Source organism: Yoonia sp. (assembly GCF_046292185.1).
GTDB lineage: Bacteria > Pseudomonadota > Alphaproteobacteria > Rhodobacterales > Rhodobacteraceae > Yoonia.
This window is the reverse complement of the sequence record NZ_JBKBQY010000012.1, coordinates 1-26,621: the sequence shown is the minus strand read 5'-3', so window position 1 is coordinate 26,621 and position 26,621 is coordinate 1. Positions and strand designations below refer to the sequence as shown.

The 26,621-nt window shown below is 58.5% G+C and carries 26 protein-coding genes; 12 read left to right on the top strand and 14 right to left on the bottom strand.

What is annotated here, in order from left to right:
- Positions 1 to 85: 85 nt before the first annotated feature.
- Positions 86 to 1,189, bottom strand: a complete 1,104-nt coding sequence (locus tag ACK4TM_RS03955; RefSeq protein ID WP_409697063.1) for a mechanosensitive ion channel family protein — start codon at positions 1,187 to 1,189, stop codon at positions 86 to 88.
- 311 nt (positions 1,190 to 1,500) lie between these two features.
- On the opposite strand from ACK4TM_RS03955, the gene ACK4TM_RS03950 reads away from it, so the two are divergent.
- Positions 1,501 to 2,037 (top strand): sigma-70 family RNA polymerase sigma factor, encoded by a 537-nt coding sequence (locus tag ACK4TM_RS03950; RefSeq protein ID WP_409697060.1) that lies wholly within the window; start codon positions 1,501 to 1,503, stop codon positions 2,035 to 2,037.
- 150 nt (positions 2,038 to 2,187) lie between these two features.
- Here ACK4TM_RS03950 and ACK4TM_RS03945 read toward each other — a convergent pair whose 3' ends face one another.
- Together ACK4TM_RS03945 and ACK4TM_RS03940 are read right to left on the bottom strand one after the other, a co-directional pair.
- The gene (locus ACK4TM_RS03945; RefSeq protein ID WP_409697057.1) at positions 2,188 to 2,349 is read right to left on the bottom strand and encodes a hypothetical protein; all 162 of its coding nucleotides are present in this window, start codon (positions 2,347 to 2,349) and stop codon (positions 2,188 to 2,190) included.
- Between the two features lie 287 nt (positions 2,350 to 2,636).
- Positions 2,637 to 2,951, bottom strand: coding sequence for a DUF1622 domain-containing protein (locus ACK4TM_RS03940; protein ID WP_409697054.1), 315 nt, complete (start codon positions 2,949 to 2,951; stop codon positions 2,637 to 2,639).
- A 224-nt stretch (positions 2,952 to 3,175) separates the two neighbouring features.
- Between ACK4TM_RS03940 and ACK4TM_RS03935 the strand changes: the two genes are divergently transcribed.
- The gene (locus ACK4TM_RS03935; RefSeq protein WP_409697051.1) at positions 3,176 to 4,753 is read left to right on the top strand and encodes a sodium:solute symporter family transporter; all 1,578 of its coding nucleotides are present in this window, start codon (positions 3,176 to 3,178) and stop codon (positions 4,751 to 4,753) included.
- A gap of 92 nt (positions 4,754 to 4,845) precedes the next feature.
- On the opposite strand, the gene ACK4TM_RS03930 is transcribed toward ACK4TM_RS03935, so the two are convergent.
- The gene (locus ACK4TM_RS03930) at positions 4,846 to 5,073 is read right to left on the bottom strand and encodes a hypothetical protein (RefSeq protein ID WP_409697048.1); all 228 of its coding nucleotides are present in this window, start codon (positions 5,071 to 5,073) and stop codon (positions 4,846 to 4,848) included.
- A gap of 323 nt (positions 5,074 to 5,396) precedes the next feature.
- Positions 5,397 to 5,603: a hypothetical protein gene (locus ACK4TM_RS03925; RefSeq protein ID WP_409697045.1), complete on the bottom strand. Its 207-nt coding sequence runs from the start codon at positions 5,601 to 5,603 to the stop codon at positions 5,397 to 5,399.
- Positions 5,604 to 5,842: 239 nt separating this feature from the next.
- On the opposite strand from ACK4TM_RS03925, the gene ACK4TM_RS03920 reads away from it, so the two are divergent.
- The gene (locus ACK4TM_RS03920) at positions 5,843 to 6,541 is read left to right on the top strand and encodes a cytochrome c oxidase assembly protein (RefSeq protein ID WP_409697042.1); all 699 of its coding nucleotides are present in this window, start codon (positions 5,843 to 5,845) and stop codon (positions 6,539 to 6,541) included.
- Positions 6,538 to 7,050 (top strand): CopD family protein, encoded by a 513-nt coding sequence (locus tag ACK4TM_RS03915; protein WP_409697039.1) that lies wholly within the window; start codon positions 6,538 to 6,540, stop codon positions 7,048 to 7,050. Before ACK4TM_RS03920 ends, ACK4TM_RS03915 begins: the two co-directional genes overlap by 4 nt.
- On the opposite strand, the gene ACK4TM_RS03910 is transcribed toward ACK4TM_RS03915, so the two are convergent.
- Complete coding sequence (locus ACK4TM_RS03910; RefSeq protein WP_409697036.1) at positions 7,020 to 7,535, bottom strand: DUF2231 domain-containing protein; 516 nt, start codon at positions 7,533 to 7,535, stop codon at positions 7,020 to 7,022. The two genes, ACK4TM_RS03915 and ACK4TM_RS03910, sit on opposite strands and share 31 nt — an antisense overlap.
- A 39-nt stretch (positions 7,536 to 7,574) precedes the next feature.
- On the opposite strand from ACK4TM_RS03910, the gene ACK4TM_RS03905 reads away from it, so the two are divergent.
- The 3 genes from ACK4TM_RS03905 to ACK4TM_RS03895 are packed head-to-tail and all read left to right on the top strand — an operon-like array spanning position 7,575 to position 11,016.
- Positions 7,575 to 8,222 (top strand): cytochrome c oxidase subunit II, encoded by a 648-nt coding sequence (locus ACK4TM_RS03905; RefSeq protein ID WP_409697033.1) that lies wholly within the window; start codon positions 7,575 to 7,577, stop codon positions 8,220 to 8,222.
- Positions 8,219 to 10,702, top strand: a complete 2,484-nt coding sequence (gene ctaD / locus ACK4TM_RS03900) for a cytochrome c oxidase subunit I (protein ID WP_409697030.1) — start codon at positions 8,219 to 8,221, stop codon at positions 10,700 to 10,702. The genes ACK4TM_RS03905 and ctaD overlap by 4 nt, the downstream gene beginning before the upstream one ends.
- Positions 10,699 to 11,016: a hypothetical protein gene (locus ACK4TM_RS03895; protein ID WP_409697027.1), complete on the top strand. Its 318-nt coding sequence runs from the start codon at positions 10,699 to 10,701 to the stop codon at positions 11,014 to 11,016. The genes ctaD and ACK4TM_RS03895 overlap by 4 nt, the downstream gene beginning before the upstream one ends.
- 29 nt (positions 11,017 to 11,045) lie before the next feature.
- Here ACK4TM_RS03895 and ACK4TM_RS03890 read toward each other — a convergent pair whose 3' ends face one another.
- The gene (locus ACK4TM_RS03890) at positions 11,046 to 12,104 is read right to left on the bottom strand and encodes a DNA topoisomerase IB (protein WP_409697024.1); all 1,059 of its coding nucleotides are present in this window, start codon (positions 12,102 to 12,104) and stop codon (positions 11,046 to 11,048) included.
- A 160-nt stretch (positions 12,105 to 12,264) separates the two neighbouring features.
- Here ACK4TM_RS03890 and ACK4TM_RS03885 point away from each other — a divergent pair, with 160 nt between their 5' ends.
- Together ACK4TM_RS03885 and ACK4TM_RS03880 are read left to right on the top strand one after the other, a co-directional pair.
- Entirely contained in the window at positions 12,265 to 13,113 is an 849-nt protein-coding gene (locus ACK4TM_RS03885; RefSeq protein WP_409697021.1) for a TIGR02587 family membrane protein, read from the top strand.
- A gap of 8 nt (positions 13,114 to 13,121) precedes the next feature.
- Complete coding sequence (locus ACK4TM_RS03880) at positions 13,122 to 13,544, top strand: hypothetical protein (protein WP_409697018.1); 423 nt, start codon at positions 13,122 to 13,124, stop codon at positions 13,542 to 13,544.
- Between the two features lie 481 nt (positions 13,545 to 14,025).
- Here the strand turns inward: ACK4TM_RS03880 and ACK4TM_RS03875 are convergent, their stop codons facing one another.
- Entirely contained in the window at positions 14,026 to 14,949 is a 924-nt protein-coding gene (locus ACK4TM_RS03875; protein ID WP_409697015.1) for an SPFH domain-containing protein, read from the bottom strand.
- Positions 14,950 to 15,128: 179 nt separating this feature from the next.
- Entirely contained in the window at positions 15,129 to 15,953 is an 825-nt protein-coding gene (locus ACK4TM_RS03870; RefSeq protein ID WP_409697012.1) for a GH25 family lysozyme, read from the bottom strand.
- Between the two features lie 369 nt (positions 15,954 to 16,322).
- Here ACK4TM_RS03870 and ACK4TM_RS03865 point away from each other — a divergent pair, with 369 nt between their 5' ends.
- The 3 genes from ACK4TM_RS03865 (at position 16,323) to ACK4TM_RS03855 (ending at position 19,484) form a co-directional block, all read left to right on the top strand.
- Positions 16,323 to 17,432, top strand: a complete 1,110-nt coding sequence (locus ACK4TM_RS03865) for a TRAP transporter substrate-binding protein (protein ID WP_409697009.1) — start codon at positions 16,323 to 16,325, stop codon at positions 17,430 to 17,432.
- 101 nt (positions 17,433 to 17,533) lie between these two features.
- Positions 17,534 to 18,094 (top strand): TRAP transporter small permease subunit, encoded by a 561-nt coding sequence (locus tag ACK4TM_RS03860; protein WP_409697006.1) that lies wholly within the window; start codon positions 17,534 to 17,536, stop codon positions 18,092 to 18,094.
- Position 18,095: 1 nt separating this feature from the next.
- Positions 18,096 to 19,484, top strand: coding sequence for a TRAP transporter large permease subunit (locus ACK4TM_RS03855; protein WP_409697003.1), 1,389 nt, complete (start codon positions 18,096 to 18,098; stop codon positions 19,482 to 19,484).
- Here ACK4TM_RS03855 and cysG read toward each other — a convergent pair.
- The 5 genes from cysG to nirB all read right to left on the bottom strand — a co-directional run.
- Positions 19,481 to 20,860, bottom strand: a complete 1,380-nt coding sequence (gene cysG, locus ACK4TM_RS03850) for a siroheme synthase CysG (RefSeq protein WP_409697000.1) — start codon at positions 20,858 to 20,860, stop codon at positions 19,481 to 19,483. The two genes, ACK4TM_RS03855 and cysG, sit on opposite strands and share 4 nt — an antisense overlap.
- A complete protein-coding gene (locus tag ACK4TM_RS03845; protein WP_409696997.1) occupies positions 20,857 to 21,843 on the bottom strand; it encodes a glycosyl transferase family protein in 987 nt (328 codons plus the stop codon). The genes cysG and ACK4TM_RS03845 overlap by 4 nt, the downstream gene beginning before the upstream one ends.
- Positions 21,840 to 24,443, bottom strand: a complete 2,604-nt coding sequence (locus ACK4TM_RS03840) for a molybdopterin-dependent oxidoreductase (protein WP_409696994.1) — start codon at positions 24,441 to 24,443, stop codon at positions 21,840 to 21,842. The genes ACK4TM_RS03845 and ACK4TM_RS03840 overlap by 4 nt, the downstream gene beginning before the upstream one ends.
- On the bottom strand, positions 24,440 to 24,775 hold the full coding sequence (gene nirD / locus ACK4TM_RS03835; RefSeq protein ID WP_409696991.1) for a nitrite reductase small subunit NirD: 336 nt from the start codon (positions 24,773 to 24,775) through the stop codon (positions 24,440 to 24,442). Before nirD ends, ACK4TM_RS03840 begins: the two co-directional genes overlap by 4 nt.
- A partial coding sequence (gene nirB / locus ACK4TM_RS03830) for a nitrite reductase large subunit NirB (protein ID WP_409696988.1) occupies positions 24,772 to 26,621 on the bottom strand: 1,850 nt, incomplete at its 5' end. The genes nirB and nirD, both read right to left, overlap by 4 nt.

The following is a 26,621-nucleotide window of genomic DNA, read 5'->3' as shown; positions in this document are numbered from 1 at the left end:
GGCACGCCGACATCGTCCGGCTGATATCACATCGCTGGCAGGCCAAGGGCGACGGAGAAGAGCAATACGGGCCGGGGAACGCGCCTCAACCCAATTTGCGGCTTTGCTGCTCTGCTACTGCTTCCGTGGAGGCTTGCGTCGCATAGACCCGCAGGCGCGGCAGTGCGCCGGGATATTCCGCCTGCAACCAATCAATCAGTTTTTCGCGAATCTCGCAGCGTAGATCCCAAGCGATCGGCGATGTGCGCGCGCTCATCAATCCACGCAGCTTGATGGTTTCCTTATCTGCATCGGTAACTTGCAAATTGACGACGTTACCGTCCCAATAGGGCGAGGTCTTGACTAGCTCTTCTAGCTTTGCGCGCACCTTTGCCACCGGCACGGTGTAATCAAGGTGCCACGTCACTTCGCCGATAATTGACGCTGCTTCGCGGGTCCAGTTCTGGAAGGGCTGTTCGATAAAATAGGATAGGGGGACCACCATACGGCGCCAATCCCAGATGCGCACCACGACATAGGTCGCTGAAATTTCTTCGATCCAGCCCCATTCGCCTTCGACGATCACCACATCTTCCAGCCTGATTGGTTGTGTGATTGCAATTTGGATACCGGCTATCAGATTTGCCAGCACTGGTCGCCCCGCAAGGCCAAGCACAAGGCCGGCCGCACCTGCGGAGGCGAAGAGGCTGACCCCATATTGCTGCACCCCCTCAAACGTCAGTAACGCCGCAGCAGTGGTCAAAATCACCACAATAATGTCGATTGCGCGGCGCAGCACGCGGACTTGCGTCACATATTTCCGCGCAGCCAGATTGTCGTCAGTGTCGAACCGATAGCGAACGACAGACCGTTCAGTGAAAAAGTTGGTCAGCATCAGCATTGTCCACCCAATCAACACAATGATCAGAACCAGAGCGGTGTGCTGTAATCGTCCTTCCCAGATCCTGGGCAGCGCGACTTGGGGTAAGACCGCGATCAGACCGACAAGAATAAACGCCAGGCGCAACGGCGATTTGGTATGCCGCATCAGCGTTTCCGCGAGCCCGCCGCTGGTGTCAAAAATCCGCTGCACCACGCGAAAGGCCAGCCAATGCGCGGCCAGCGCCACGATCACCGCGCTGACAATGACAATAACCGGATATACAAACGCCGGCAGGTTTTCAAACAAAGCAAAAATCTCTTCTATCATCAGTACATCCAGGTTCGCCTAAAGCGCGCAGTTACTCGTTCGCGCCGTGTTGGAGCGCGCACTGACCGGGCCACCAGTGCTGCGCTCGCTCTTTGGTAGCAAACCGCCAAATTGCCATGATGTTTCAGATTGTGTCGAAATTAGCTGAGTGCGGCTGCGGTTACCCGCCAAAAAACACACGGACCCTGCACGGAATAGTATCAGGCGATGCGGGTTTTCCCTTTATTGGCGAACTAATTTGTCCGGCGGCGGAACTTCGCGTACTGCTAACGCGTTGGGTTGCTACAGCGTTTGTTCACGGAGCTCATACGATGTCGGAAGCGACCAAAATCCATAAATCTGGCGATGAGGATGCTGACGAGGTACTGAAGTATGTCCCTGCGCTGCGCGCCTATGCGCGCAGTTTGACAAAACAGCACGATGACGCCGATGATCTGGTCCAGACGACGCTACTTAAGGCGATCGCGAATATTTCCAAATTCCAACGCGGCACAAATCTTCGGGCATGGTTATTCACGATCATGCGTAACACGTTCTTGACGGACATCCGGAAACGGGCGCGGGAATTTCCAGGCAAGGCCGATTGCGCGTCGACCGTCCTTTCTTGCGCCCCCGCACATGACGAGCGTATCGCAGGGACGCGTCTTCTTCAGTGCATCGAACGGCTTCCTCGACACTATCGCGAAGCTTTGCTTCTGGTCGTGATGATCGGAGAGAGTTACGAAACGACGGCTGAGATATGCGGCTGTGCCATTGGCACTGTCAAAAGCCGCGTGAACCGGGCACGTGCGATGGTGATCGCGGATCTCGGCGCAAAGAATTTTCTCGATGTTCTTGAGGTGCGCTGACAGAGCTCCTGATTGAACCGAGGTCGAGGGTCAGCTGCTCGGCAGTGGTCGCGCTTGCGGCGAATTAGCCCTGGCTCGGTTTCTTACGCGAGCCAAAGCGACATGGAGTTGGCTTAGCCACCGCCGTTGGCGCATATGCGTGGATCTGTATCAATCAAGGCTATTCTCCGTCTCCTTGCGATCTTCCATTAGCTTTTGAAGCTGTTTTGCCAATGAACGAAGTTCGTTGGAAACCGGCTCTTGTTCAATGCGGTCCAGAAGCTGTTTCATCTCATTTTCCAGCTCGCCGCTTGATTGGTACTCGTCCTGCATTTGCAATCATTCCTTCTTTTTCGCCGCCCCTATATGATACGTGTGAAATGACAACATAGATGTTAAATATGTGCTCTTTTTTGGCATTTATGTCGCAGTATGCTCATGAGCCTGCAGGCACCCCATTCACCTACTGCATCGATCCGACCGCTATTTGGGTCGCTTTTTCACCTGCAACTTTGGGCGTCAGTTCGACTGGAATGAAAACGAAGGTTGATTGATCGCCAGGCTCCCATAGGTGGAGGATTTACGACGCCCCAGTCTTGTATGGCTATGCCTTTTTCGTTTTAGTCCTCTTCGTGTCGGTTGCTCTTGCGCTGCCATGGCCACCGCCCTTCGATCTCCACTTCCAGTGTGAAACTCAGGAAGGTGCGGATTAGAACGATAAGCCCAAGGACAGCAAGGCGCTCAGCCGTCGGCTCGACGATGACGGTGCCAACAATATCTGCGGCGATCAGAAACTCCACGCCGATCAGGATGCTTTTCGCCAATCGCGTCCGGAAAAGATCGTAGACTTTTTTGCCGCTCGAACGTCGAACAACGTTGCGCGCGGCTTCGGCCAAGGCAAAGGCAGCGCCCGCAGCAATTGCCAGCACGCCCATCACCTCAAGCGATAGCGCAATAGTATCAAGGAAAATGTTGTGTGCGTCTCCTGACATGTAATCGCTGCGGCCTGATCCCTCAGTGTTCTGTTCAGCCGACCAACCAGGCGCCCGGGCCAAGGTTCCCGGGTGCCATCTGCATGCTCAATTATCTTCCCGATCGGGAACAATTTCGTGAGGGCACGGTTCGAGGGTGGTTTCCTGCGATTTTGGAGCAAAATAAAATGCCAGATTTTACAGTCACAGTTCCTGATTTTACGATCGCCGCAATTTACATCGTTGCCGTCATGGCGATCGGATTGTGGGTCAGTCGGTCACAAAAGGATAGTAAAAGCTACCTTGGTGGCGGGGGCGTTCTGTGGCCGGTGATCGGCATTTCCATGATGTCAGCCAATTTATCTGGCACATCCTTCGTCGGTCTGGCGGGGGCCGGGTATGAACATGGTATTGCTGTGTGGAACTATGAATGGACCGCGACGCTGGTGCTGGTCTTTTTCTCGCTGTTCGTTTTGCCGTTTTACCTGCGTTCAAAGGTTAGCACGATGCCAGAGTTTCTGGAAAAACGCTATGACACCCGGTCGCGAAAGGTTTTTGCGGCTTTTTCCGTCTTTACCGCCATTGTGATCGACAGTGCCGGCGCGCTGTTCGCAGGATCACTGACCTTGAAACTGCTGTTCCCGGAAGTGCCGCTCTGGATACTGATCGCAAGTATCGCCTTTCTTGGCGGGGTCTATGTGATTTTCGGCGGCCTGAAGGCCGTTATGGTGACGGACACGATCCAGGGTGTCTTGCTGATTATCGTAGGGTTTATTATCTTTTACCTGACCTTCGCACAGATCGGCTCGTGGGAAGGCGTACGTGAAGCCGCGCCAGAGGGCGGATTTACTATCGCGCCCCCGCCTGATGACGACTTCTTTCCATGGCCCGGCATTTTTACCGGGGCGATCTGGCTTAGCTTTTATTATTGGACAACCAATCAGGTGGTGGTTCAAAAGGTTCTCGCGGCCAAGAACCTTGATCACGGGCGCTGGGGGTTGCTGCTGGCCGGTGCGATGCAGCTGCCATTTTTGTTTATTCTGGTGCTTCCCGGTGTCATGGGCCGTGATGTCTTCCCCGATATCGGTGATGCAGATCAGATCTGGCCTGCCCTGGTGTTCGGCCTGCTGCCCGAGGGGCTGCGCGGCCTCGCGTTGGCGGCGCTGGTCGCTGCGTTGATGTCCACCGTCGATTCCGTTCTTAACGGCAGCGCGTCACTTGTCGTCAATGACTTCATCAAGCCGCGCAAAAAAGATTGGGGCGAGGATAAAATGTTGATGATCAGCCGCGTTTTGGTTGGCGTCTTCATGGTACTCGCGGCGATCTGGGCACCGATCATCGGGTCTTTCGGTGGTATCGTGGAGTATTTCCAGTCGTTTCTGGGCTATATCACGATGCCGGTCGTGGTCGTCTTTCTGGGCGGTCTGTTCTGGGGGCGGCCACCGCGGCATGCGGCCTTCTGGACCTTGTCGATTGGTATTCCCATCGGTATCGCCTGCTTCACAGCTTTCGAGGCGCTGGAACTCATCGATTTGCAGTTCCTTTATGGCACTGGTCTGATGTTGCTGATGAACCTTGTGATCTTTGTGGCTATCACCTTGCGATCCGAAGCACCCGATCTGGAACCGGGTGAAAATGTCTGGAGCCGTGACAGCTGGCGGAAGGATCGCGAGGCGCTGGCCGACACCCCGCTGTGGAAATCACACCATATGTGGTCGGTCCTGCTGGTCATTGTGACGCTGGCGATGGTGATCGCGTTCATCTGATCGCAAAAAGCGTTGCTGCGGGTCTTGCATCGCACTGACCCGCAGCCGCGTTGGTCTGACGCGTGGCAGCTATCGCCAAGAATTTATAATAATCAAATACGCGTCACGACTTCCTTGGTGTCAAGCAGCATGAATCTGTCGACGTCCAGGGATTTGACTGGGGCACCATTTCCCAGCACAAATCGACGTGACGGTTTGGAGGAAGAAGAGGCCGAAAGCGTCTGTTTGACACGACCAACCTTGGATTGTTCGATGACTGATAACTGCTCGCCGGAGCGATCAACGCACAAAATAACAGAGGTGTTTTTCCAGTTATCCATTTTAATCCCCTTTCGTGGCATGCTTGTTAAGCACATCACAGAAAGGTGATTCTTGAAAAGACTTCCGGTTGTTACGTGCCAACTGGGCGGAAATTAGCTGATCCGGCGACTGGACCAAATTTTTGGAAACAAATTTCGAATTAAATTTTTGTGTTTTGATTCAGAGCGGAGCCGCCACGCCCGTAACGCCGAATTCTTATTTTATCTTCGCAGTGGCTGAATCCAATCATGTTCCACCGGGGCTTGCTCTCGCTGGCCGACCGTGCCGCTGCGAGGCAGATTTTTAGCAAATGCGCCAGGCGGTCTACATAGCGGGGCGGCCTTTAATTCGTCGGTCGAGTCGTCGCCTGATCTTCGGGGTTAAGCGGTGCGTCAACTACGTCCGCTGGCTGGTCAGTTGTTTCTCTGGTCCAGGTCCCGAGGGTGATCAGGATCAGGATGAGTAGAATGAACCCCAACGGGATCATCGCATAGAACAAGCTGCGGGGCATGCCGCGGGTCGTTTCGGGTTTCTTGGGGGGCTGTCTCATTTTATTCCTCATTTTTCCTTGAACTTTCATCGATTAACCCCGCCCGTGGCCCATTGTTCCGCGTGTGCGCCTTGCCTGCGTTCGCTTGCAGAAATCTTAGCCCTTTCAAGACCCCCAGCTTTTTGCGACCGGCGCAGGAACAATTTCCAGCCGCGTCTGGTTGTGGCGCATAATCAAGATGCGCCGCGGGCGGTAACGCTCCTTCGGTGTCCGGCGAAAGCCTGAGGAGAACCTCTGGAATGGACAGAATTTACTGTGGTCAAGCGCCCTTACCGGCAGAGCTGTGGCTCAGGTGGAACCTTGATCCCCCGCTGTTGCTGGCGTTGCTGGCCATGACATGGGTCTTTCGCCGCGAACCGGCAGGGCTGGCGGCAGTGGGTGTTCTGATCGTTGCTTTCGTCTCGCCATTATGCGCCTTGTCTTCGGCATTGTTTTCGGCACGGGTAGTGCATCATGTCCTTTTGCTGGCGGTCGCCGCACCCCTGCTTGGCTGGGCGCGTCCTTTGCGGCGTCCCATTGGGCCGGGCCTGCCCTTTGCCGTATCGACCGTCGTCTTGTGGGCGTGGCACCATCCGGCGGCCTATGATCTGGCGCTGTCGCATGTTGCCGTCTATTGGCTGATGCAGATTTCCCTGCTTGGTAGCGCTGTGTGGTTCTGGAGCACGGTTTTCAGCGATCACCGCGCGCCTGTGCTGCATGTCACCTTCATCATTGCGGCCTTTGCCCAGATGGGGATGCTGGGGGCGATCCTGACATTCACCCCGACGCCGCTTTATGCCGCGCATTTCATCGCGCCCTATGATTGGGGGCTGACGCCACTTTCGGATCAGCAGCTCGGTGGTCTGATCATGTGGGTGCCTGCGGGCATTCCCTATGCAATCGCGCTGGGTCTGCTGATCCGCCAGAACTGGGATTGGCACAAGGACAGCACCGCGTGATTGACTGGCTTATTGCTCTTATCCCGATTTTCAAGTTTGCCCATATCGCGGCATTGCTGGTTTGGTGCGGCGGTCTTTTGATCCTGCCGGTGATGTTGGCGCGCCATGATCCGTCGATTTTACCGGGGGATTATACACATATCCGTCATGCGACGCATACGATCTATACAGCCTGCGTCACGCCCGCGGCGGTGATCGCCGTGATCGCGGGCACATGGCTCATCTTTCTGCGCGAGGTGTTCGTGCCGTGGTTTTACGTGAAGTTGGTCTTTGTCGCTCTCCTGATCGCGGCGCATGCATGGATCGGGCATGTGCTGACGAAGATTGGCGAAGATCCGGACACCCATACACCACCGGAACCGGGCCTCCCTGTCCTGGCGGTGTTAGCGCCCATCATCGCAATCCTGTTTCTTGTTCTGGCCAAACCCTATCTCGGGTGGCTGGCATTTCCCGACTGGTTGCTATCCCCCCAAGGCGGTCAGTTGCCTTTTGACGTGCCCAGTCGATAATCAAAGACGAGCTTGCCGCCATGCCAACCTGTGAACATCACCATGAGAACCGACAAGGCCGACAGCAGGATGCCGTAAGGCAGGACGGCATCTTCGTATCCCCAAAGCCTGTGACCCCAGTTCGTGCCCAAAATCCCCAGAAGGGTCACAGCGATGATAAAGTGGGTCCACGCCGGCGCGCGCGCGCGGATACCCGGCACCAGCAAAAGCTCTGCTGTTCCGGAAATTCCCGCGAACATGCCGAACAAAAAACCCGTGCCAGCGGCCCAGAGCGCTGCGCGTGCCCAGAAGGAATCGCCGGTCCACCAATAAAGCGCATCGGCCCCGAATACGCAGAAGGTCAGAGCAATCGGAAACGCAACGCTCATCGCATGAATGGGATGGCCAAGAACGGCAACGCGGGACGAAGTCTGGCTGAAACCGGATTTCTGGCTGATCGGATCGATCAGTTCTTCGCCATCATCGGTAACTTCATCTGGTGCCATAACTCTACCCCTTTGCGCTGGCTGATTGCGGTCATAACGATGCTCGCGCTGAATGGTTGCGAAGGATCGACATCGACTTTGCAACCTGCCGGGCCGGCCGCGGAGGTGATCGCCACGCTGTGGTGGGTGATGTTTATCGGTGCGACGCTGATCTTTGGACTGATGATGGCGCTGCTGGTCCTTTCCTTTCGGGCGCGGCCGCAGACAGGCTCTGCCCGGCATCAGACACGTATCTGGATTGTGTCGCTCGGTCTGGGCTTTCCCGTGGTGGTCCTGTTGGCGCTGTTGGCCTACGGGCTGGTGGTCGGCGAACGGTTGCTTCCGCGCGATGATGTCGCAGTCGTGAGGGTCAGCGCCGAAGCCAGTCGCTGGACTTGGGACTTTACGTATGATGATGCGCCGGGACTGCATACCCAGAACGTGCTGCATATCCCCGCAGGGCGTCCCATCGACGTCGCCATCACGACTGCAGATGTGATCCACAGCTTCTGGGTTCCGCGCCTGGCGGGCAAACTGGATGCGATCCCCGGACGCGTCAACGTCCTGCGGATAGAGGCGGATGAACCGGGGCGCTATCAGGGCCTGAGCGCGGAATTCGCGGGCAGCGGTTATGACCATTTCTATTTCACCGTGACAGCGCATGACGCGGCAGGCTGGGCCGCCTTTATCGGAGGTGACGCAGAATGAAAGCTTTGACACGCCACCGGAAACTGAGCGCGATCTGGAAATCAGAGCAAGGCTTCAAGGGCTGGTTTTCAACCGTCAACCACACCGATCTGGGGCGGCTGTTCCTTGTGACCGCCTTTTTCTTCTTTCTGGTGGGTGGGCTTTTGGCGATGCTGATCCGGGCGCAACTGGCGACGCCACACTCGGCCTTTGCCGGGCCCGATATCTACAACCAGTTGTTCACAATGCACGGGACCATCATGATGTTCCTGTTCGCCATCCCGACCTTCGAAGGGCTGGCGATATACCTTTTGCCAAAGATACTGGGAACGCGCGATCTCGCGTTTCCGCGCCTGACCGCCTATGGCTATTGGTGCTATGTCTTTGGCGGCATGATGCTGCTGGTCTCAATGGTCTTGGGCATTGCCCCGGACGGGGGCTGGTTCATGTATCCGCCGCTGACGGGACCGATTTACTCGCCGGGCATCAACACGGATTTCTGGCTCATCGGGATCACCTTTGTCGAGATATCGGCGATCGCCGCTGCGGTCGAGATCACCGTGTCCATCCTGAAGTTCCGTGCGCCCGGCATGACGCTGGCAAGGCTGCCGATCTTTGCTTGGTATGCATTGGTTACCTCCTTGATGATCCTGACAGGGTTTCCGCCCTTGATCGTCGGATCGGTCCTGTTGGAGGTCGAACGCGCCTTTGGCTTTCCGTTTTTTCAAGCCGAACTGGGCGGGGACAGTTTGCTGTGGCAGCACCTCTTCTGGCTGTTCGGTCATCCTGAGGTATATATCATCTTCTTGCCGGCGGCGGGCGTTATCTCGATGGTGTTGCCCGTGATGTGCCGCACAACCTTGTTGGGTTATGGTTGGGTTGTCGCTTCGGTTGTGGCGCTGGCGTTCTTGTCCTTTGGGCTTTGGGTCCATCATATGTTTGCGACCGGGATTCCACATATGGGGCTGGCGTTTTTCTCGGCGGCGTCGACCTTGGTGGCGGTGCCGACCAGCGTGCAGGTCTTTGCCTGGATCGGGACGATGTGGAAGGGCAGACCGGAACTGCACCTTCCGATGCTGCATATCCTTGGATTTTTCGTGACCTTCATCATCGGTGGCCTGACGGGCGTGATGGTTGCCGTGGTGCCGTTTGACTGGCAGGCGCATGATACGGCCTTTGTGACCGCGCATCTACATTATGTGCTATTTGGCGGGTTTGTCTTTCCGATCTTGGCAGGGATCTACTATTGGCTGCCGCAGGTGACCGGGCGCCAGGGCTATTTTCATTTGGGGCGGCTGGCCTTCTCGCTGATATTCATCGGGTTCCATGTGACCTTTCTAGCGATGCATTGGGTCGGCTTGCTTGGGCAGCGGCGCCGCATCTCGACCTACGCGCCTGACGACGGGTGGTCCGTGATCAACCTGATCTCGTCGATAGGCAGCTTTGTACTGGCGATCGGGATCGCGGTCGTCATCCTTGACGCCATCCTACACGCTTTGTCACCGCGCAAGGCGCGGCGCAACCTATGGAACGCGGGCACGCTGGAATGGGCGATGATGACGCCGCCGCCTGCCTATAATTTCGCAAGCCTGCCCGAAATAACAAGCCGCAACCCGCTGAGCGCTAACCCCCGGCTTGCGACCGAACTGGCGCGTGGACACGGGTATCTCGGCACTCCCCGCAAGAACCAGCGCGAAACGCTGATGGTCGACGCAGCGAGCGGGCGACCCGAAGTGCTGGTGGTCTATCCCGGGAACACCCGCTTGCCGATCATGGTATCGGCTGTGACGGGATTGTTCTTTTTGTCGGTGCTGATCAAGGTTTACTGGATCGCCCCCATCGCCGTGGCGGGTGTGGCCGCCCTTGCCCTTCGCTGGGTCTGGGAGACGGGCAGCAAGAACGATATTGACCGGCAGCCCGTGGGACAAGGCATCAATCTGCCGCCAGCCAGCCAAGCAGGCAGGCCACCGGGTTGGTGGGGATCGCTGTTCTTGTTGATTGCCAATGCGACATTCTTTGGCTCGCTTTTGTTTGGCTTTGTCTTTCTGTGGACCATCGCGCCCGGCTGGCCGCCGCCCGTTTGGATCGACGCCTCGGTTGTAGAACTTGGCTCAGGCCTGCTGGCTGGCATCATTAGCGTCCTTGCGATTCATGTTGCCATTCGGACGAAACGCGCCGGGGGCTCCGCGATTGCGGCGCTGGTCATTGCTCTGCTCGCGACGTTGGGACTTGCAATCTGTTGCGGCACCTTGATGTGGCGGACGCCAGAGCCCACCGATCATGCTTATGCAGCCACGCTTTTTGTGCTGGGGAGCTATGGTTTGTTCCATGCGTTGCTTGCCGCGCTCATGGTGGGCCACCTGATCGCACGGGTTCTGCGCGGCTATACCTCGGGTGAGCGATGGGGAGAGTTCGCGATTGTCGGCCTTTGGGTCGATTATATCGCCATCGTCGTCGCTCTGGTTTTGCTGGTCGGGCATCTGTCGGGGTGGGTGACATGATTGATCTGGTGCGCATCCTCATCGCGCCGCTGGTCTGGCTTGCGGCATTCAGCGCGGTCTATGGCCTGCATGGACTGATTTGCGGTGTTGAACTCAGCGGCATGGTTTTCGGGGTCTCGCTGGCGCGGGCGCTTTTGGTGTTGGCCTATGGGTTTGCCGTCCTCGTGCAGATCGCGCTGGTCTGGGCTTTGTACGACAGGCGGTTCGCGTCGCCCTCGCGCTTTGTCCGCTTTGTCAGCCGGGCCACCGGATGGACCGGGCTCGTGGCAACGATCTGGTCACTCTTTCCTGTGGTCTTAACAACTTATTGCTAGCCGCTGCAGGGTGGCACGCAGGCAGTCTGTCAAGCATCTGTTGCGGCATCTGCTGGTTTACGGTTGCGCAGCCACCTCAGGACAACCTCTTCGTCGCGGGTCAACCCGCGCCGTGGCTTGTCGACGTGATGCCGGGTCGCCTTCATCTGCTGGCCCAGCTTGCCCTTTTCCCATTGGGTGATCACTGCGGGGTGGACATAACAATTGCGGCACACCGTTCTTGTGTGACCAAGATTGCCTGCCACGTCGTCAAGCACCTGGTTAAGAATGCGGGCCTGCTCTCGGTTCGCTTCTGGCGTTGGCGTGTCTTCGAGCATGGCTGCTGCCTGCACTGTTGCCCCCCATGTCCTGAAATGTTTCGAGGTGAACTGATCCCCCATTGCAGCTTGCAGATAGGCGTTCACATCATGCGAATGAATATCGCAAGCGGTGCCGTCTTCATCGAGATAGCGGAACAAGCGCTGACCGGGCAATTCCTGCAACTGGCGCACAGTATTGGCGATGCGCCGGTCAGCGATTTGAAGTGACCATTCCTGCCCGGATTTGCCTTTGAACCGGAACCGCAACTGTGTGCCTTGCAGATCAAGGTGGCGCCTGCGCAGGGTTGTCAGGCCATAGCTTTTGTTCTCCTCGGCATAGATATCATTGCCGATGCGGATCAAGGTGCGCTCAAGCAACCGTACTACGGTGGCAAGCACGCGTTCGCGCGAAAGTGCTGGGCATTGCATGTCCTTGCTCACTGTCCTGCGCAGCGCTGGCAGACGCCGCGCAAACGCCACAAGTCCCGCGAACTTTGCCGCGTCGCGCAGGTCAGTCCATGCGGGATGATAACGATAATGCTTGCGGTGACGCACGTCGCGGCCGGTGGCTTGCAGATGCCCCTCCGGATCGGGACTGATCCAGACATCGGACCAGGCGGGCGGAATGGCAAGGTTACGGATACGCGTCAGTGTGGCGTGATCCGTGACCTTCTGGTTTGTCCCGTCGCGATAATAAAATCCACGGCCCGCGCCGATGCGGCGAATACCCGGCATCGTGTCGGAAACATATATCAATCCGGCTTCTTTCAACGTGCTGCTGTCTGGCATGATGTTCGTCCGGCTGATGCGCTGTCTGCTTGACCGCAATGGCGCAACATATGGGGGCAGGTTTGGGTTCCCTTGTCAGTGCGCGGTGCAGATGCGGAACCAATCCGGGGCGTTCCGGTTCAGCAAGCGGCGGTAGTCGGTATGAGAACGAGGAAACCCTTTGACAAAGGCAGAAACTGCGGGTCCGGCCGGTCAGGACCTGAAAAAGACCCTAAGAGGACTTGGCCGCGGGTTTGGCGGCGCGTTGATCTTTGCCCTGCCGATGTTCATGACAATGGAAATGTGGTGGCTCGGCTTTTACATCGACCGAAGCCGTCTAGTGCTGTTGCTGCTGGTCAATATACCGCTGCTGGTGCTGCTATCCTACCATGCCGGGTTCGAGAGAACGGCGGCTTGGCAGGATGATTTGTGCGACGCGGGGATTGCCTTTGGTATCGGGCTGATGACCAGCATCGTCATGCTGACGGTACTGGGACTGATCACGCGAGATATGACGGCGGATGAAATCATCGGAAAAATCGCCCTTCAGACCGTTCCTGCCAGTTTCGGGGCCTTGCTCGGTTCTTCACAGCTTGGCATCCAGGATGTTGACGACGACGAGGATGCATCGACCAAAACACCAAGCTACCTGAGCGAGCTTTTTCTGCGCTGCATCGGAGCGTTGTTTCTAAGCCTCAATGTCGCGCCTACCGAAGAGATGGTGTTGATCTCTTACAAGATGTCGGAATGGCACGCGGTAGCGCTGATCATTCTATCGGTCGCTGTCATGCATGGTTTCACATACGCATTGGCATTTCGTGGCTCTATCCCTTTGCCGAAAGAAGGCCGACTGCACGCTTTTCTGCATGACACCGTCCCGGGCTACGCCGTCGCACTTGGCGTCAGCCTTTACGTATTGTGGACCTTTGGTCAGACAGATGACGCCTCGCTAACGCATATTGTGATGGCGGTGGTTGTTCTGGGATTTCCGGCGGCCATCGGCGCTGCGGCGGCACGTTTGATTTTGTGAGGGGTGTGATGGGACAGGAGCGTCAGAATAATCACAACGGGAAGGGCGACAGCACCGCTTTTGAATGGTCGCTGGCTGCTATCTCTGGCCTGATGGTCGCGGGGCTGATTGGCTTTCTGGTGCTGCAAGCCCTGGATTCCAGTGGGAAGTCGCCGGATTTCAAACCCGACCCTGTCGCCAGTGTGGTGCATATTGCCCCTGCCAGCAGCGGGTTCCGGGTTGAGATCAGCGCGCGTAACCATGGCGAGGCGACGGCGGCGAGTGTCAAGTTCCGCGCTTCATTACAGCGCGACGGCGAAACGGTCGAGACGGCCGAGGTCACTTTCGACTACCTTCCAGGAAAAGCCGACCGTTCGGGGGCCGTGATTTTCGCGCTGGATCCGCGCCTTTATGACTTGGTCATTCAGGCGGAATCCTTCACCGCGCCGTGATATCCGCTAGTCGTCGCGCGCTTCTTCTGAAGTCGGGATTTCGATAGTCCATCTGCCAGGACTCATGCCATGCAATCGCCGGTCAACTGAGTCACAGATTTGGTTTTCTTGGCTGGCCGTTGCGCGGGTACACCGACCACCACGACAACGGCCAACAAAGCAATGATAAACACATCAAGCACTGACTAAACTCCAACTACACAACCAAAATGACTAGATACGAACGCCTTATGTTGCGCCGTAATAGTTGTATGCCTTGAAGAAATAAACCTGCACTTAAGTACGGTAGTCGCCTGCAATTATGGCGGTATGGACACATTTCTGTGGTATCGGCGCCATATTGCGACCGATTGCCGCAACAAAGCCGTATTTTGGAGGTTTATGTCGGGGATACATTGCACCGTTGCCGTCGCCGAGCCTGAAAAAGGTGGATTAGCCAACTACCTTTTTGGCCAATCCGCTCCCATCCGTTGTTCCGAGATTAGGCACTATCGTTTCGCAAGACGCTCTGCCGATCTGCCTTGGTATCGGAGTCGCTGACCAGGCCCATCATTGCGCGTTGTTGATAATCCGTGTTCGATCCGGTGACGAACACGACGCGACCCCCAGCCTGCGCGGCATCCCTTACTGCTTCCATCTCATTGATTGAAACAAAGAATGCCAAGCCATCCGCGGGCGATAAACCTGTCCGTCCCGCAAAGCTTTCCAGCGCTTCGGCATTCCCTTCAGCGACGGTTTTTCGGAAGCTGGCAAAGGCCTCGCCCTTGATTTTCAACGCCTCACCTTCGGCATTGGCTGCCGCAACCTGCAGGGTGCGCTTCGCCTCGCCTTCGTTTACGGCCGCCTCTTTCAAGCGTTCGGCCGAGATGACCCGATCAAAAGCCTTGCGCAGTTCGGGCGACGGTTGCGGATCGTCAACGAGTACGTTTTCGATACTGAAGCCAAATTCGCCCATTCGTTCAGTGAGCGTGCTGGCAACATCATTCTCGAATGTATTGCGCGACTGGAAAAGATCGTTGAATGACATTCCCGAGGCCGTTGAACGCACCTGATTAACGACATAGGACCGTATCTGGTCAGCTGCGTTTGACAGCTTATAAAATGCGTCCTGTGCTGTCGCTTCATTGACGCGATACTGCACGCGGATCGGCACGCTAACGAAAGCGTTGTCTTTCGACTTCACGTTCACGTCTTCGGCGATTTCCTGAATTTTCAGCGAAAAATTCGCGCCCGCTGTCTGGATCGGCCAAGGCAGCTTGAACGATAGGCCCGCCGACCGGATACTGGAAAACCGACCAAATGTTTCGATTAATCTCACGTTTTGCTGGCGGGTTATGACGACAGTCGAAGCCAGGACCGGAACGGCGACGAGAATGAAAACGACATAGGCGATGAAGGTTTCCAAAGTAATTTCCTCTCATGCATGTGGCCGGCGCTGGGCCGACAGTTATGCACTCAAGATATGGTGGCGGACAGGAAGACCAAGGAAAGTCACGGGATTGCGAAGACTATTCCTCGTCCGAAAGGTTACAGCGCGCTGTTGCGGCCAACAAGGCAGGGCAGGACACTTGCCGGAAATCCGCTTCACTGCCGCCAGCGCGCCCAGTCGGCGACCGAACCGGTAAAAACGTTGATATCGACACCGCCGCGCACGCCGGGAACGATCCCGGTGCCGGTGTATTGCCAAAAGGTCCAACTTTGTCCGGGATAGACCGTAGATGGATGACCCGCGACCGAGCGGAGCCAGAATTCCGTCCCCGGCAGGCTGCCAATCCCGGTTTCGCGGTAGAAATCTGGTGTGGTGTAGATCACGGGACGCTGTCCGTAATGCGCGGTCAGGATGTCAAGGAAACGCGACGCTTCTGCCCTGACGGTGGCTCCGTCGGGCCGCAATCTGCAGGTGGGCGACACATGGTTCCATTCCAGATCCAGCACCGGCGGAAGGGCGGCGGGATCGCGCGGGACATGCTGAATGAACCAGCGCGCCTGTTCTTCGGCGGGACGGCAGAAATAATAGAAATGATATGCGCCGCGCGGCACACCTGCTTCCGCGGCACCCTGCCAATGATCGGGGAAAGCAGGGTCGGCGAGATCGCCGCCCTCTGTGGCTTTGATATAGGCAAAGGAAATACCGGAGGAACGGACCGTGGGCCAGTCAATCGCGCCTTGCCAGCGTGACACGTCAATGCCGTGGACCGCGTAGGCGCTGGGCGCGCGCCCGTCCCAGGGGTGTGGATTGTTGTCACCGAAGTCGGGAAAAGCAATGGTCACGGGTCGCGCCGCTGCGACAGATGCCTCTGCCCTGTTCGCGGCGGGCGGTGCGGAATAATCTGGGCGTTCTGGCCCGGCACAGGCCAAAAGCAGGACAGGCGAGAGCAGTTTCAGGACGTGAGTTATCGTAAACCGCATAGCGCCTCCGCCCGTCATGGATGGGGTAGATGATGAAGAGGCATACAGGCAATGTCACGCGGGTATTTTCCGGCAACAATAAACTCCGCGCGAGGCGGGCAAGTGACCGAGCGCGGCTAAACAGTAACGATGGCGAACATAGTTCTTCGCCGCGCCCGGTTCTATTTCTTCCTGGCAGATCAAATAGCTTGGGGAAACGCTGTTGTCTGCAGATGCAGAATAATATGTCGCGTCGACACGTGAACGGATCAGAAAAAAACCGCAAGTCATCCGTTTGGCATTCGAAAGTATTTCCAGCTCGCCGCTTTTGTGATTTACCCCGTTGCGGAAGTCGTTACAGGCTTGTCAAAATAAAACGGGAGGAAGTTTATGGATCGTCGGTCATTTTTGAGAACCTCAGCAATCGGGGGTTCTGCCGCTGCTGCAGCAACGCTAGCGGCACCAGCCGTTGCGCAAGGTCGCACAACGTGGCGCATGGTAACAACCTGGCCACGGAATTTTCCTGGCCTCGGAACCGGTGCGCAGCGCGTTGCAGACCGGATCACCGCCGCGTCTGACGGCGCGCTGACGGTTGAAGTCTTTGCCGCAGGTGAGGTCGTGCCGGCGCTGCAATCACTGGATGCTGTCATCGACGGTTCAGCAGAAATGAGCCACGGTGCCGCCTATTACTGGCAGAATAAATCCGTTGGTCTTTCCTTCTTTACCGGCGTGCCGTTTGGCATGACATCGCGTGAACTGGCTGCTTGGGTGCGCTATCTTGGCGGGCAGGAAATCTGGGACGAAATCTATGACCAGTTCGGTCTGCAAGGGTTCCTGTCCGGCGATACCGGAACACAGGCCGGCGGTTGGTTCCAGAATGAACTGACCGGTATCGAAGATATTCAGGGCATGCGTTTCCGCACACCGGGCTTGGGCGGTCAGGTCTGGCAGAAAATGGGCGCATCTGTCACCAACCTTGCGGGCGGCGAAATCTTTGCAGCGCTGCAGTCGGGGACATTGGATGCGGCAGAATTCGTCGGTCCCTACAATGACCGGGCGCTGGGATTCTATCAGGTACGCAAGCATTACTACACCAGCTCTTTCATTGAGCCGGGGCTTGCCACCGAAGTCGTCGTGGACAAGGCGAAGTTTCAGGCGCTGCCTGCGAACCTGCAGGCCATCGTGCGCGACGCGTGTCAGGCGGAATATGATCAGGTACCGTCGGAATTCTATGCCAACGACCCGATCGCGCTTGCCGACATGATAGACAACCACGGTGTGACTGCACATAAGGACTGGCCGGAATCAATTCTGGAAGCGGGCGCTGCAGCATCGCGTGAATTGCTGATTGAAATCCTTGATACCGGCGATGCGCTGACCAAGAAAACAGCTGAAAGCTTTGTTCAGAACCTGAATCTGCTGCGGTCCCGCACCGAACAGACCGATCTGACTTTCGCAATTGCGCGCGAAAAGTACTTCGATATTTCAGATCTTGGTTGATCCCGCACCCGGTGCGGCTTTATCGGCTGCATCATGACATTGCCTCCGGCCCCGGAAAACCCGGGCCGGGGTTTTGCTATATAAACGCAACGGAGACTTAAGTGACCGCGCTTGCCAGCATCATGAACCTGATCAATCTGATCAACCGCATTCTCGGCAATGTCTTCATGTGGCTGTCGGTCGGCATTGTCGTCGTCTGTTTCTGGGTGGTTGTCGAACGCTACATCTTTGGCACGACCCGGCTTTGGATGCAGGACCTTTACCCGTGGATGAACGGGGTCATGTTCACCGCTGTCGCGGGATACGCACTTTATCGCAATGACCACGTGCGCGTGGATATATATTTCCGCCCCGCATCGGCCCTGCGCAAGGCATGGCTGGACCTGCTTGGGGTCCTGATCTTTCTGCTGCCGTTTTCGTATATCGTTTGGACGTCATCATTCATCTTCGTGCAGCGGTCGATCGGTTTGCTCGAAGGATCTTCCAATCCCGGCGGAATGCCCGGCCTGTTTGTCCTGAAAAGCTTCATCCTTGTCTTTGCCGTCGTGGTTGGCATTCAGGGCATCTCGATGGCCATCCGGTCGGTCCTTGTGATTGCCGGGCGCGAAGACCTGATCCCGCCCGAATACAATTACGACCTTTATAATTCGGAGCAAATCTAGGATGGACCCTGTTCTTCTTGGCGAAATCTTTGCCGCCACCATGTTTCTGGGGGTCATCGGGTTCTTGCTGATCGGCTTTCCCGTCGCCTTCACTCTGGCCGGAACGTCGATCATTTTTGCCTATCTGGGGCTGTATTTTGGCGTATTCGATATGTCGAACCTGCGGTCGGTCGCCGGGCGCTACACCGGATATATGGTCAACGAAGTGCTGGTCGCCGTGCCCTTGTTCATCTTCATGGGGGTCATGCTGCAGCGCAGCAATATCGCCGAGCAATTGCTGACCACGATGGGCAAACTGTTTGGCAACATGCGCGGCGGACTCGGTATTTCCGTGATCTTGGTTGGGGCGCTTTTGGCGGCATCGACAGGCGTTGTCGGCGCGACAGTCGTGACGATGGGCATGATTTCGCTGCCCGCCATGTTGCGTGCGGGATATGATCCGAAACTGGCCTGTGGCGCGATTTGCGCCAGCGGTACGCTCGGGCAGATCATTCCACCCTCGACAGTGCTGATTTTCATGGGCGATATGATCGCTGGCATGAACAGTCAGGTGCAGATGAGCCTTGGAAATTTTGCACCAAAGACCGTTTCGGTGGGTGATCTGTTCGCGGGGGCAATCATACCAGGACTTTTGCTGGTTGGCCTGTACATCCTGTTCATCGTTTACAAAGCGATTTTCGACCCCACAAGTTGTCCTGCCACCCCGGTGCCTGCGGAAGAAAAGAAAGACCTCTGGAAAGAAATCGGCACGGCTTTCGTACCGCCGCTGATGCTGATCTTCGCTGTGCTGGGATCTATCCTTGGCGGCATCGCGACCCCGACCGAGGCGGCATCAGTCGGTGCCGTGGGGGCGACAATCCTTGCCGCGGCACGGTGGCGCTTGTCGATGGCTGTATTTGTTGATGTGGCGCGGCGGACAGCCGTCGTGACCTCGATGATTTTTGTGATCCTGTTCGGTGCGTCGATCTTTGCGATCGTTTTCCGGCAGATGGGTGGCGATAATCTGGTTCGCGAATTCCTGACGTCCATGCCGGGCGGCGCGACCGGGGCCATGATTACGGTCATGCTGATCATGTTTGTCCTGGGCTTCATCCTGGACACGTTCGAGATCATCTTCATCGTGCTTCCCATCACGGCGCCGACTCTGTTGCTGCTGGGCGTTGATCCGATCTGGCTGGGTGTCATGATAGGGGTGAACCTGCAAACCAGTTTCCTGACGCCACCTTTCGGGTTTTCGTTGTTTTACCTGCGCGGTGTGGCACCCAATAGTGTAACCACCGCGATGATCTATCGGGGCGCGATCCCCTTTGTTCTGCTACAGATTGTCGGTCTCGCGCTGTTATTCATCTTTCCACAGCTGGTGCTCTGGCTGCCGTCGCGGCTTTTCTAGGCGGCGCATTCCGGCAGCGCCAATGCGGTGCTGCCCTTCGCCCAGCGGATGAATATGATCGCGGGGCTTGCGACGCCGTGAGCGTGCAGCGCGTCGGTCAACTGGCCCAAGGTGCAGGTGATCCCGGTTTCGCGCGCCGTGCTCGCATGGCTGACGATCTCGACCGGTAAAGTCATCGGGATCCCGGCGTTGCTGAGGTGGCGGACCATTGTCGCGGCCTTCTGCACCCCCATGTAAACCGCCAGAGTGGTGCCTTGTTGCAGCATGCCCGCCCAATCCGGGTCCGGATCGCCGGGTTTGCAGGTTGCTGTGGCCAGCATCACCCGGTCCGTTGCCCCGCGTTCCGTCAGACCCCGCCCAAGGCTCGCGGCGGCAGCGCTGGCGGCCGTGATGCCCGGCACGATCTCGACCGGCATGCCGGCAGCGCGGGCGGCGGCGCATTCTTCCTCAAGCCGACCGAAAATGCCCGGATCGCCGGATTTCAGGCGCACGACCTTGCGGCCTTGTTTGGCGGCCGCGACGATCACTGCGTTGATCCGGTCCTGCGGCCAGGCACAGGCGCCCACCTCTTTGCCGACGAACACGCGTTCGGCGTCGCGCCGTGCAAGTTCGAGTACCGCAGGATCGACCAGCCGGTCGTAATAGATCACATCGGCCTCTTGCAGCAGGCGTAGCGCGCGCAGGGTCAACAGATCCGCCGCGCCCGGTCCAGCCCCGACCAACGCAATCGCGCCTTGCACCGGCGCAGGGCCACCATCGGCCAGCGCGTCCTTGACCAGTCTGGATGCGTCCCTTGCGGCACCACGCGCCATTGCCTGACGGGGCGGGCCGCTGAACACCCAATTCCAGAAGAAACGCCGTTCCTGTCGCGGGATCACGCGGGCCACTGCCGGACGCAGCCTGCCAGCAAACGCCGCCAGATCGCCCAAGGCCGGTTCCAGCAGGGTTTCCATCTGCGATTTGATCAGGCGGGCCAGCACCGGGGCTGTGCCTTCGGTGGAAATTGCGACGACGACCGGATCACGATCCACCAGTGACGGGGTAACCGCATCACACAGCGCGGGCCGGTCCACGACATTGACCAATGCGCCTGCTTCTTTGGCCAGCGCATGCACGGCGTAGTCAAGCCCGACACAGCCGGTCGCAACAAAGACAAGTGCGGCCCCCCGGAACACGTCGATGGACAGCGTCGTCACCTGTTCCGCGCGACCCTGACAGACCAGATCGGATAATTCCGGGTCAAGTTCGGGTGCGACCAGTACCAGCCTCGCTTCGGTTTTCAGCATCAGCCGCGCCTTTTGTGCTGCCTGTTCACCGCCGCCGACAATCACGACGTGACGCCCGGCCATCTGCAGAAACATGGGGAAAGTCTTCATGGCAAGGCTCCTTCAGGCGTGTAAAAGCTGTGGCGTGTGGACCAAAGTACATCTGCGGTGGCCTGTGCTGTCCGGGCCGCATGACCTTGCGCGATGAGCGCTGCAGCGGCGGTGCCGGTGACGACAGCCTGAGCAAAGTGATCCTGCACGCGACCAGCCCAAAGGTCTGCCAGTGCCTGCGGCGGCTGAGGATGATCCGCGAGGCGACGGGTTTCAGGCAGAAATGCGGGCATGATCGTCGTCAGGGGTTCGCCGCTTTGGAGGCGGAACAGGGTGACGTCCTTGGCAGGATGACGTTCAAATTCGCCGCCGCCGCCTTTGAGGATGCAAAGGCTGGATTGTCCCAGCAATTGTCCCGCCACCTGTTGCAGATCGCGGTAGGGTGGGTGGAAGACGCCCTGGACCGCCGCGTCTGCCCGCGCAGGGTTCATCACGCGGCAGACGGTATTGATACAGGATCGCAGCCCCAGCACGTCCCGCAGGCGCAGCAGGTCCAGCACGCGTGGGGTGAAAGATTCAAGTGGCAGATACGCGATGCCATTCCGATCCAGCAAACGTGCTGCGTCATCGGGGCTGCTGGCGGGGGTGATTCCGGCGAAACGCAGCGCAGAGCGTACATCCGCTCCGTCAGACTGATAGGCATTCCAGCCATGCAGCAGGACACGTGCGCCGCTTTGCGCCACCAGCCGCGCGGAAAGCAGAAACCAAGGCAGCCCCCGCGACCGGCCAGCGGCATAGCTTGGCCAGTCAAGATCCACCTGCGGCATGGCTGGCAGCGTGGTATGCAAGGCGCGGGCGAAGCCTGCGATCTCATCCGGTGTTTCGCCACGGTATCGCATCAGCATCAACAAGGCACCGACGGCATGAGGGTCGGCTTGGCCTGACAGGATAAGGCCCATCGCGTCCTCGGCCTCTTCGGCTGTCAGGCTGCGCGCGCGGCCCGGACCACGGCCCATCGCATGGATATAGGGGGAAAGGGTCATTCCGCTGCCTCCAATCGCTGGGTCAACAATGCGGCGAGTTCCGGGCGACACGATCCGCAATTGGTGCCAGCCTGCAATGCCGCTCCGATCTGTGCGACAGACGTCAGGTTCTGCGCTGCGATCGCTGCGGTGATCGTATGCAGCCCGATGTTGAGGCAGGCACAAACCGTGGGGCCGGGGTCCGCCGTGCCAAGTCCTGGCCGACCGGCGAGCAAGGCAGCGCCCGGTTGCCCGACCTGATCCGCAACATGGCCGCGTGCCAGTTGCACCGGGTCCGGCGCAACAAATAATGCGGCGAGGGTGCGCCCCTCTGCCATCAGCGCCAGACGGTGAGTGCCGCGTTTCTGGTCCGCGACGCTCAGGCATGTGGCGTCAGGCAGGTCGAAAAGAATGCGGGCGTAAGCCTCCCAATCCGTAGGTCGCGCGACACCTGCGAGTTCGCACCGCCAGCCTCCGGCGTGGCGCGCGCGCGCCCAATAGGTCGTATCAGGTCGCAGTGGCCCGGCGGATACGGCAAAGCCATACCATGCCGGGTTGAGCGCGGTAATCGCCACTGCGGCTGCCTTGCTTTCGGGTTGACCAGAGATCGGGTCGGCATTGGCTGGAACAACGGAATCGATCAGCCCTGTGGGGGCGGTGTCGCCCGTCCAGTGCATCGGCGCGAAGACTTGGCCCATCTGCACCCTGTCGGTGACGGCAACACGCAAGATCGCACTGCCCGTAGCGCTTTGGACGCGGGCAAGCGTGGCTGGGGCAAGGCCAAGCGCGAGGGCATCAGCGTGGTGAATTTCCAGAAACGGTTCGGCGATATGTTGGTTGAGACGTGGGGCCAATGCGGTCCGCGTCATTGTGTGCCACTGGTCCCGCACCCGCCCGGTGTTCAGCCGGAATGGATAGCGAGGCGCTGTGCGCGCCACTGGCAGGCGGGGTGAAATCGGCAGCATCCGTGCCCGGGCGTCCGGCGTGTAGAACGCGCCTTGCGCAAAGAACCTGCCCCCGGTCTTGCGCGCGTTGACCGGCCAGCGTGTCGGCGTCAGTGCGTCGTAATCCGCCTGCGCGAGATCCGAGATATCGAAATCCCCGCCGAGCGCGCCCGCGACACCTGACAAACGCGCATATTCGGCAAAGACGGCGCCGGCATCGGGCCAGTCGAAGGCGTCACCCCAGCCCATCCGGGCAGCAACGGCTGCGATCATGCGCCAGTCGTCGCGCGCCTGTGCGGGAGCAGGCAGAAAAGCACGTTGGCGGCTGATCGTGCGGTCTGAATTGGTGACAGTGCCGGATTTTTCGCCCCAGGCGGTGGCGGGCAGGATGACATCAGCGCAGCGTGTCGTATCGGTCTGGGTGACGTCGCTGACAACGGCGAAATCACAATTTGCGATGGCGCGGGCCACAGCATCGGCATCAGGCATCGACACGGCAGGGTTGGTATGGATGATCCACAGCGCCTTGATACGCCCGTCGCCCGCCGCCTGAAACAAATCGACCGCTTTCAGACCGGCTTGGTCCGGCATGGTGGGGCTTTGCCAGAAATTCTGCACAGCATTGCGGTGGTCCGGATTATCAAGTTCCAGATGACAGGCGAGCGTGTTGGCAAGGCCGCCAACCTCGCGCCCGCCCATGGCGTTGGGCTGGCCCGTGACGGAAAATGGCCCCATGCCGGGACGACCGATGCGCCCGGTCGCCAGATGGCAGTTGAGGATGGCATTGACCTTATCCGTGCCGCTGGAGGATTGGTTGATCCCTTGAGAATAGATCGTCACGACACGCTCGGTTGTGACGAACCAGTCGAGAAACAGCGCCAGATCATCCGCCGCCAGCCTGGTGATCGCGGGGTCAGAGGCGCGGGCGGCACATAACGCATCGTCAAATCCGCTGACATGCTGCGCGACATAGCTTTGATATATCGCGTCGCGATCCGCCAGCGCCACCAGCACCGCGTTGAACAAAGCCGCATCGCTGCCCGGTGCCAGCGCCAGATGCAGATCAGCGCCATCACAGGTCGCGGTGCGCCGCGGGTCGATCACGACCACCTTGGTGCCACGTGCCTGTTTCGCCGCAATCAGCCGCTGGTACAGCACCGGATGACACCAAGCGAGGTTTGATCCGACCAGCACGACCAGATCGGCCTCTTCGATATCCACGTAAGTGCCCGGCACGGTATCGCTGCCAAAGGCGCGTTTGTGTCCGGCCACAGATGATGCCATGCAAAGCCGCGAATTGGTATCGACATTGGCGGTGCCCATATAGCCTTTGATCAGCTTGTTGGCGACGTAATAATCCTCGGTCAGCATCTGGCCGGACAGGTAGAACGCGACGCTGTCGGGCCCATGGTCACGGATCGCATCTGCAAAGCGGGTTGCCACCAGATCAAGCGCGGTATCCCAATGCGCCGCTTTGCCCGCGATCAACGGCGTCAGGATGCGCTGATCAAGGCCCAGCGTTTCGCCCAACGCCGTGCCTTTGGAACACAGCCGCCCGAAATTCGCCGGATGGTCAGGGTCGCCCTTGACCGATGCCCCACTCATGCCGTCCGGCGTGACCAGCACGCCACAGCCCACGCCGCAATAGGGACAGGTGGTGCGCACAGGTGCGGTCATGCCGCGGAACGCTGTGTGAGGCTGGTGGCATCCAGCAGCACCCGCTCGCCTTCCACGCGCACGGCGAAGGTCTGCACCTGTCCTTCGTCAGCGCCCTGCGCCTGTCCGGTCGTCATGTCGAACACCCAGCCATGCAGTGGGCAGGTCACGGAAGCGCCATGCACGATCCCTTCGGATAAGGGGCCACCCTTGTGCGGGCAGCGGTCATCAAGTGCAAAGACCTGATCATCTGCCGTGCGGAACAGCGCCACACAGCCCTGCGCGGTTTTAACCAGGCGCGCGCCTTGTCGGGGGATGTCGGCGAGGGCGGCGATATCTATGAAATTGCTCATTCTGCAGCCCTTATCGTCAGATCAGCCACCGGTGCCCAATCATTGGGACGTGCGGCATGTTCGGCCCAGGGATCGGTCTGATAAACCGACTGGCTGAGCATGAAGCGGTCATAAAGCGCCTGCCTTGTGGCTGGATCGCTGATCTGGTCGCGGCACCAGTCAAGGCCAACGGCGGAAACCCATTTATAAATCCGGTGCAGATAGCGCGCATTTTCACGGTAAAGCTGGACAAAGGCGGCTGTGACCTCCAGCACCTCTTCTTCCGTCGCGACGGTGATCAAGGCTTCGGTTTCCTTGACATCCATCCCCGCCGCCCCTGCAACGCTAATCTGATAACCGCTGTCGACGCAGATGATGCCGATATCCTTGCAGGTCGCTTCGGCGCAATTGCGCGGGCAGCCGGAGACGCCGAGTTTCACCTTGGCAGGTGTCCATGACCCCCAGAGCAATCTTTCCAGCCTAATCCCGAGTCCGGTGGAATCCTGCGTGCCAAAGCGGCAGAATTCCTTACCGACACAGGTTTTCACCGTGCGCAGCCCCTTGGCATAGGCGTGGCCCGATACCATCCCGGCGGCGTTGAAATCCGACCAGATCGCGGGCAGGTCCTGCTTTTGTACACCCAGCAGGTCGATCCGCTGACCGCCCGTGACCTTGATCATCGGCACATCGTATTTGTCAGCGGCATCCGCAATCGCGCGCAATTCGGCAGAGGTGGTGACACCGCCCCACATGCGCGGGACCACCGAATAGGTCCCGTCTTTCTGGATATTGGCATGGTTGCGTTCGTTCACGAAACGCGACTGGCGATCATCGGCGTAATCCAGCGGCCAATCGGCGAGCAGGTAATAGTTCAACGCCGGACGGCAGCTAGCGCAGCCACCGACGGTTTTCCAGCCCAGTTCCTGCATCACGGCAGGGATGGATTTCAGGCCCATCGTCTTGATCAGGCGGCGCACGTCTTCATGGGTGTGATCAGTGCATTTGCACATCGGTGGATTGGCGTTGGCGGTAAAGCCATCCCCCAATGTCAGCGCCATGACCTGCTCGACCAGCCCGGTGCAGGTGCCACAGGACGCGGACGCCTTGGTCACCGTGCGGATCGCGTCGAGCGTGTCTGCGCCATCAGTGATCGCCGTGATGATCTTGCCTTTGCATACGCCGTTGCAGCCGCAAATTTCCGCCTCAGGCGGCAATGCTGCAACGGCTGCCAACGGGTCCGTGCCGGGTCCTCCCTGAAAGGTAGGGCCAAAGATCAGCGTGTCGCGCAGATCGCTGATCGGGGCACCGGTTTTGATCTTTTCAAAGAACCACGCGCCATCGGCGGTATCGCCATACATCACCGCCCCGATCAACTGGTCGCCTTCGATGATCAGGCGTTTGTAGACGCCGCGTCCGGGATCGCGGAACACGATATCGTCGCGCCCCGGCGCATCGGCGAAATCACCTGCACTGAACAGATCGACGCCTGTGACCTTCAGCTTGGTCGCTGTCTGGACAGGTTTGAACGCTGCGTCCTGACCCAGCAAGGTTTCGGCCAGCACACGCGCCTGATCGTAAAGCGGGGCAACAAGGCCAAAGAGTTGCTGGTCATGTTCGACGCATTCGCCCAAGGCAAAGATTGCGGGGTCGGACGTGCGCAGCTGGTCATCCACGACAATCCCGCGCCCGACTTCAAGATGCGCGTCGTTGGCGAGCCGTACCTCGGGCCGGATGCCAACTGCCATACAGACCAGATCGGCGGGGTAGGTAGTCCCGTCTTCGAGCAGGACAGCTTCGACGCGGTCAGTGCCGAGGATGGCCTTAGTCGCCCCCTTGCAATGGATGCGCAGCCCACGGTTTTCCAAGT

Bases quoted from the DNA above. Each gene is read 5' to 3' on its own strand.
- ACK4TM_RS03955 (WP_409697063.1), bottom strand. From the start codon at position 1,189: ATGATAGAAGAGATTTTTGCTTTGTTTGAAAACCTGCCGGCGTTTGTA.
- ACK4TM_RS03950 (WP_409697060.1), top strand. From the start codon at position 1,501: ATGTCGGAAGCGACCAAAATCCATAAATCTGGCGATGAGGATGCTGAC.
- ACK4TM_RS03945 (WP_409697057.1), bottom strand. From the start codon at position 2,349: ATGCAGGACGAGTACCAATCAAGCGGCGAGCTGGAAAATGAGATGAAA.
- ACK4TM_RS03940 (WP_409697054.1), bottom strand. From the start codon at position 2,951: ATGGGCGTGCTGGCAATTGCTGCGGGCGCTGCCTTTGCCTTGGCCGAA.
- ACK4TM_RS03935 (WP_409697051.1), top strand. From the start codon at position 3,176: ATGCCAGATTTTACAGTCACAGTTCCTGATTTTACGATCGCCGCAATT.
- ACK4TM_RS03930 (WP_409697048.1), bottom strand. From the start codon at position 5,073: ATGGATAACTGGAAAAACACCTCTGTTATTTTGTGCGTTGATCGCTCC.
- ACK4TM_RS03925 (WP_409697045.1), bottom strand. From the start codon at position 5,603: ATGAGACAGCCCCCCAAGAAACCCGAAACGACCCGCGGCATGCCCCGC.
- ACK4TM_RS03920 (WP_409697042.1), top strand. From the start codon at position 5,843: ATGGACAGAATTTACTGTGGTCAAGCGCCCTTACCGGCAGAGCTGTGG.
- ACK4TM_RS03910 (WP_409697036.1), bottom strand. From the start codon at position 7,535: ATGGCACCAGATGAAGTTACCGATGATGGCGAAGAACTGATCGATCCG.
- ACK4TM_RS03905 (WP_409697033.1), top strand. From the start codon at position 7,575: ATGCTCGCGCTGAATGGTTGCGAAGGATCGACATCGACTTTGCAACCT.
- ctaD (WP_409697030.1), top strand. From the start codon at position 8,219: ATGAAAGCTTTGACACGCCACCGGAAACTGAGCGCGATCTGGAAATCA.
- ACK4TM_RS03895 (WP_409697027.1), top strand. From the start codon at position 10,699: ATGATTGATCTGGTGCGCATCCTCATCGCGCCGCTGGTCTGGCTTGCG.
- ACK4TM_RS03890 (WP_409697024.1), bottom strand. From the start codon at position 12,104: ATGCCAGACAGCAGCACGTTGAAAGAAGCCGGATTGATATATGTTTCC.
- ACK4TM_RS03880 (WP_409697018.1), top strand. From the start codon at position 13,122: ATGGGACAGGAGCGTCAGAATAATCACAACGGGAAGGGCGACAGCACC.
- ACK4TM_RS03870 (WP_409697012.1), bottom strand. From the start codon at position 15,953: ATGCGGTTTACGATAACTCACGTCCTGAAACTGCTCTCGCCTGTCCTG.
- ACK4TM_RS03865 (WP_409697009.1), top strand. From the start codon at position 16,323: ATGGATCGTCGGTCATTTTTGAGAACCTCAGCAATCGGGGGTTCTGCC.
- ACK4TM_RS03855 (WP_409697003.1), top strand. From the start codon at position 18,096: ATGGACCCTGTTCTTCTTGGCGAAATCTTTGCCGCCACCATGTTTCTG.
- cysG (WP_409697000.1), bottom strand. From the start codon at position 20,860: ATGAAGACTTTCCCCATGTTTCTGCAGATGGCCGGGCGTCACGTCGTG.
- ACK4TM_RS03845 (WP_409696997.1), bottom strand. From the start codon at position 21,843: ATGACCCTTTCCCCCTATATCCATGCGATGGGCCGTGGTCCGGGCCGC.
- ACK4TM_RS03840 (WP_409696994.1), bottom strand. From the start codon at position 24,443: ATGACCGCACCTGTGCGCACCACCTGTCCCTATTGCGGCGTGGGCTGT.
- nirD (WP_409696991.1), bottom strand. From the start codon at position 24,775: ATGAGCAATTTCATAGATATCGCCGCCCTCGCCGACATCCCCCGACAA.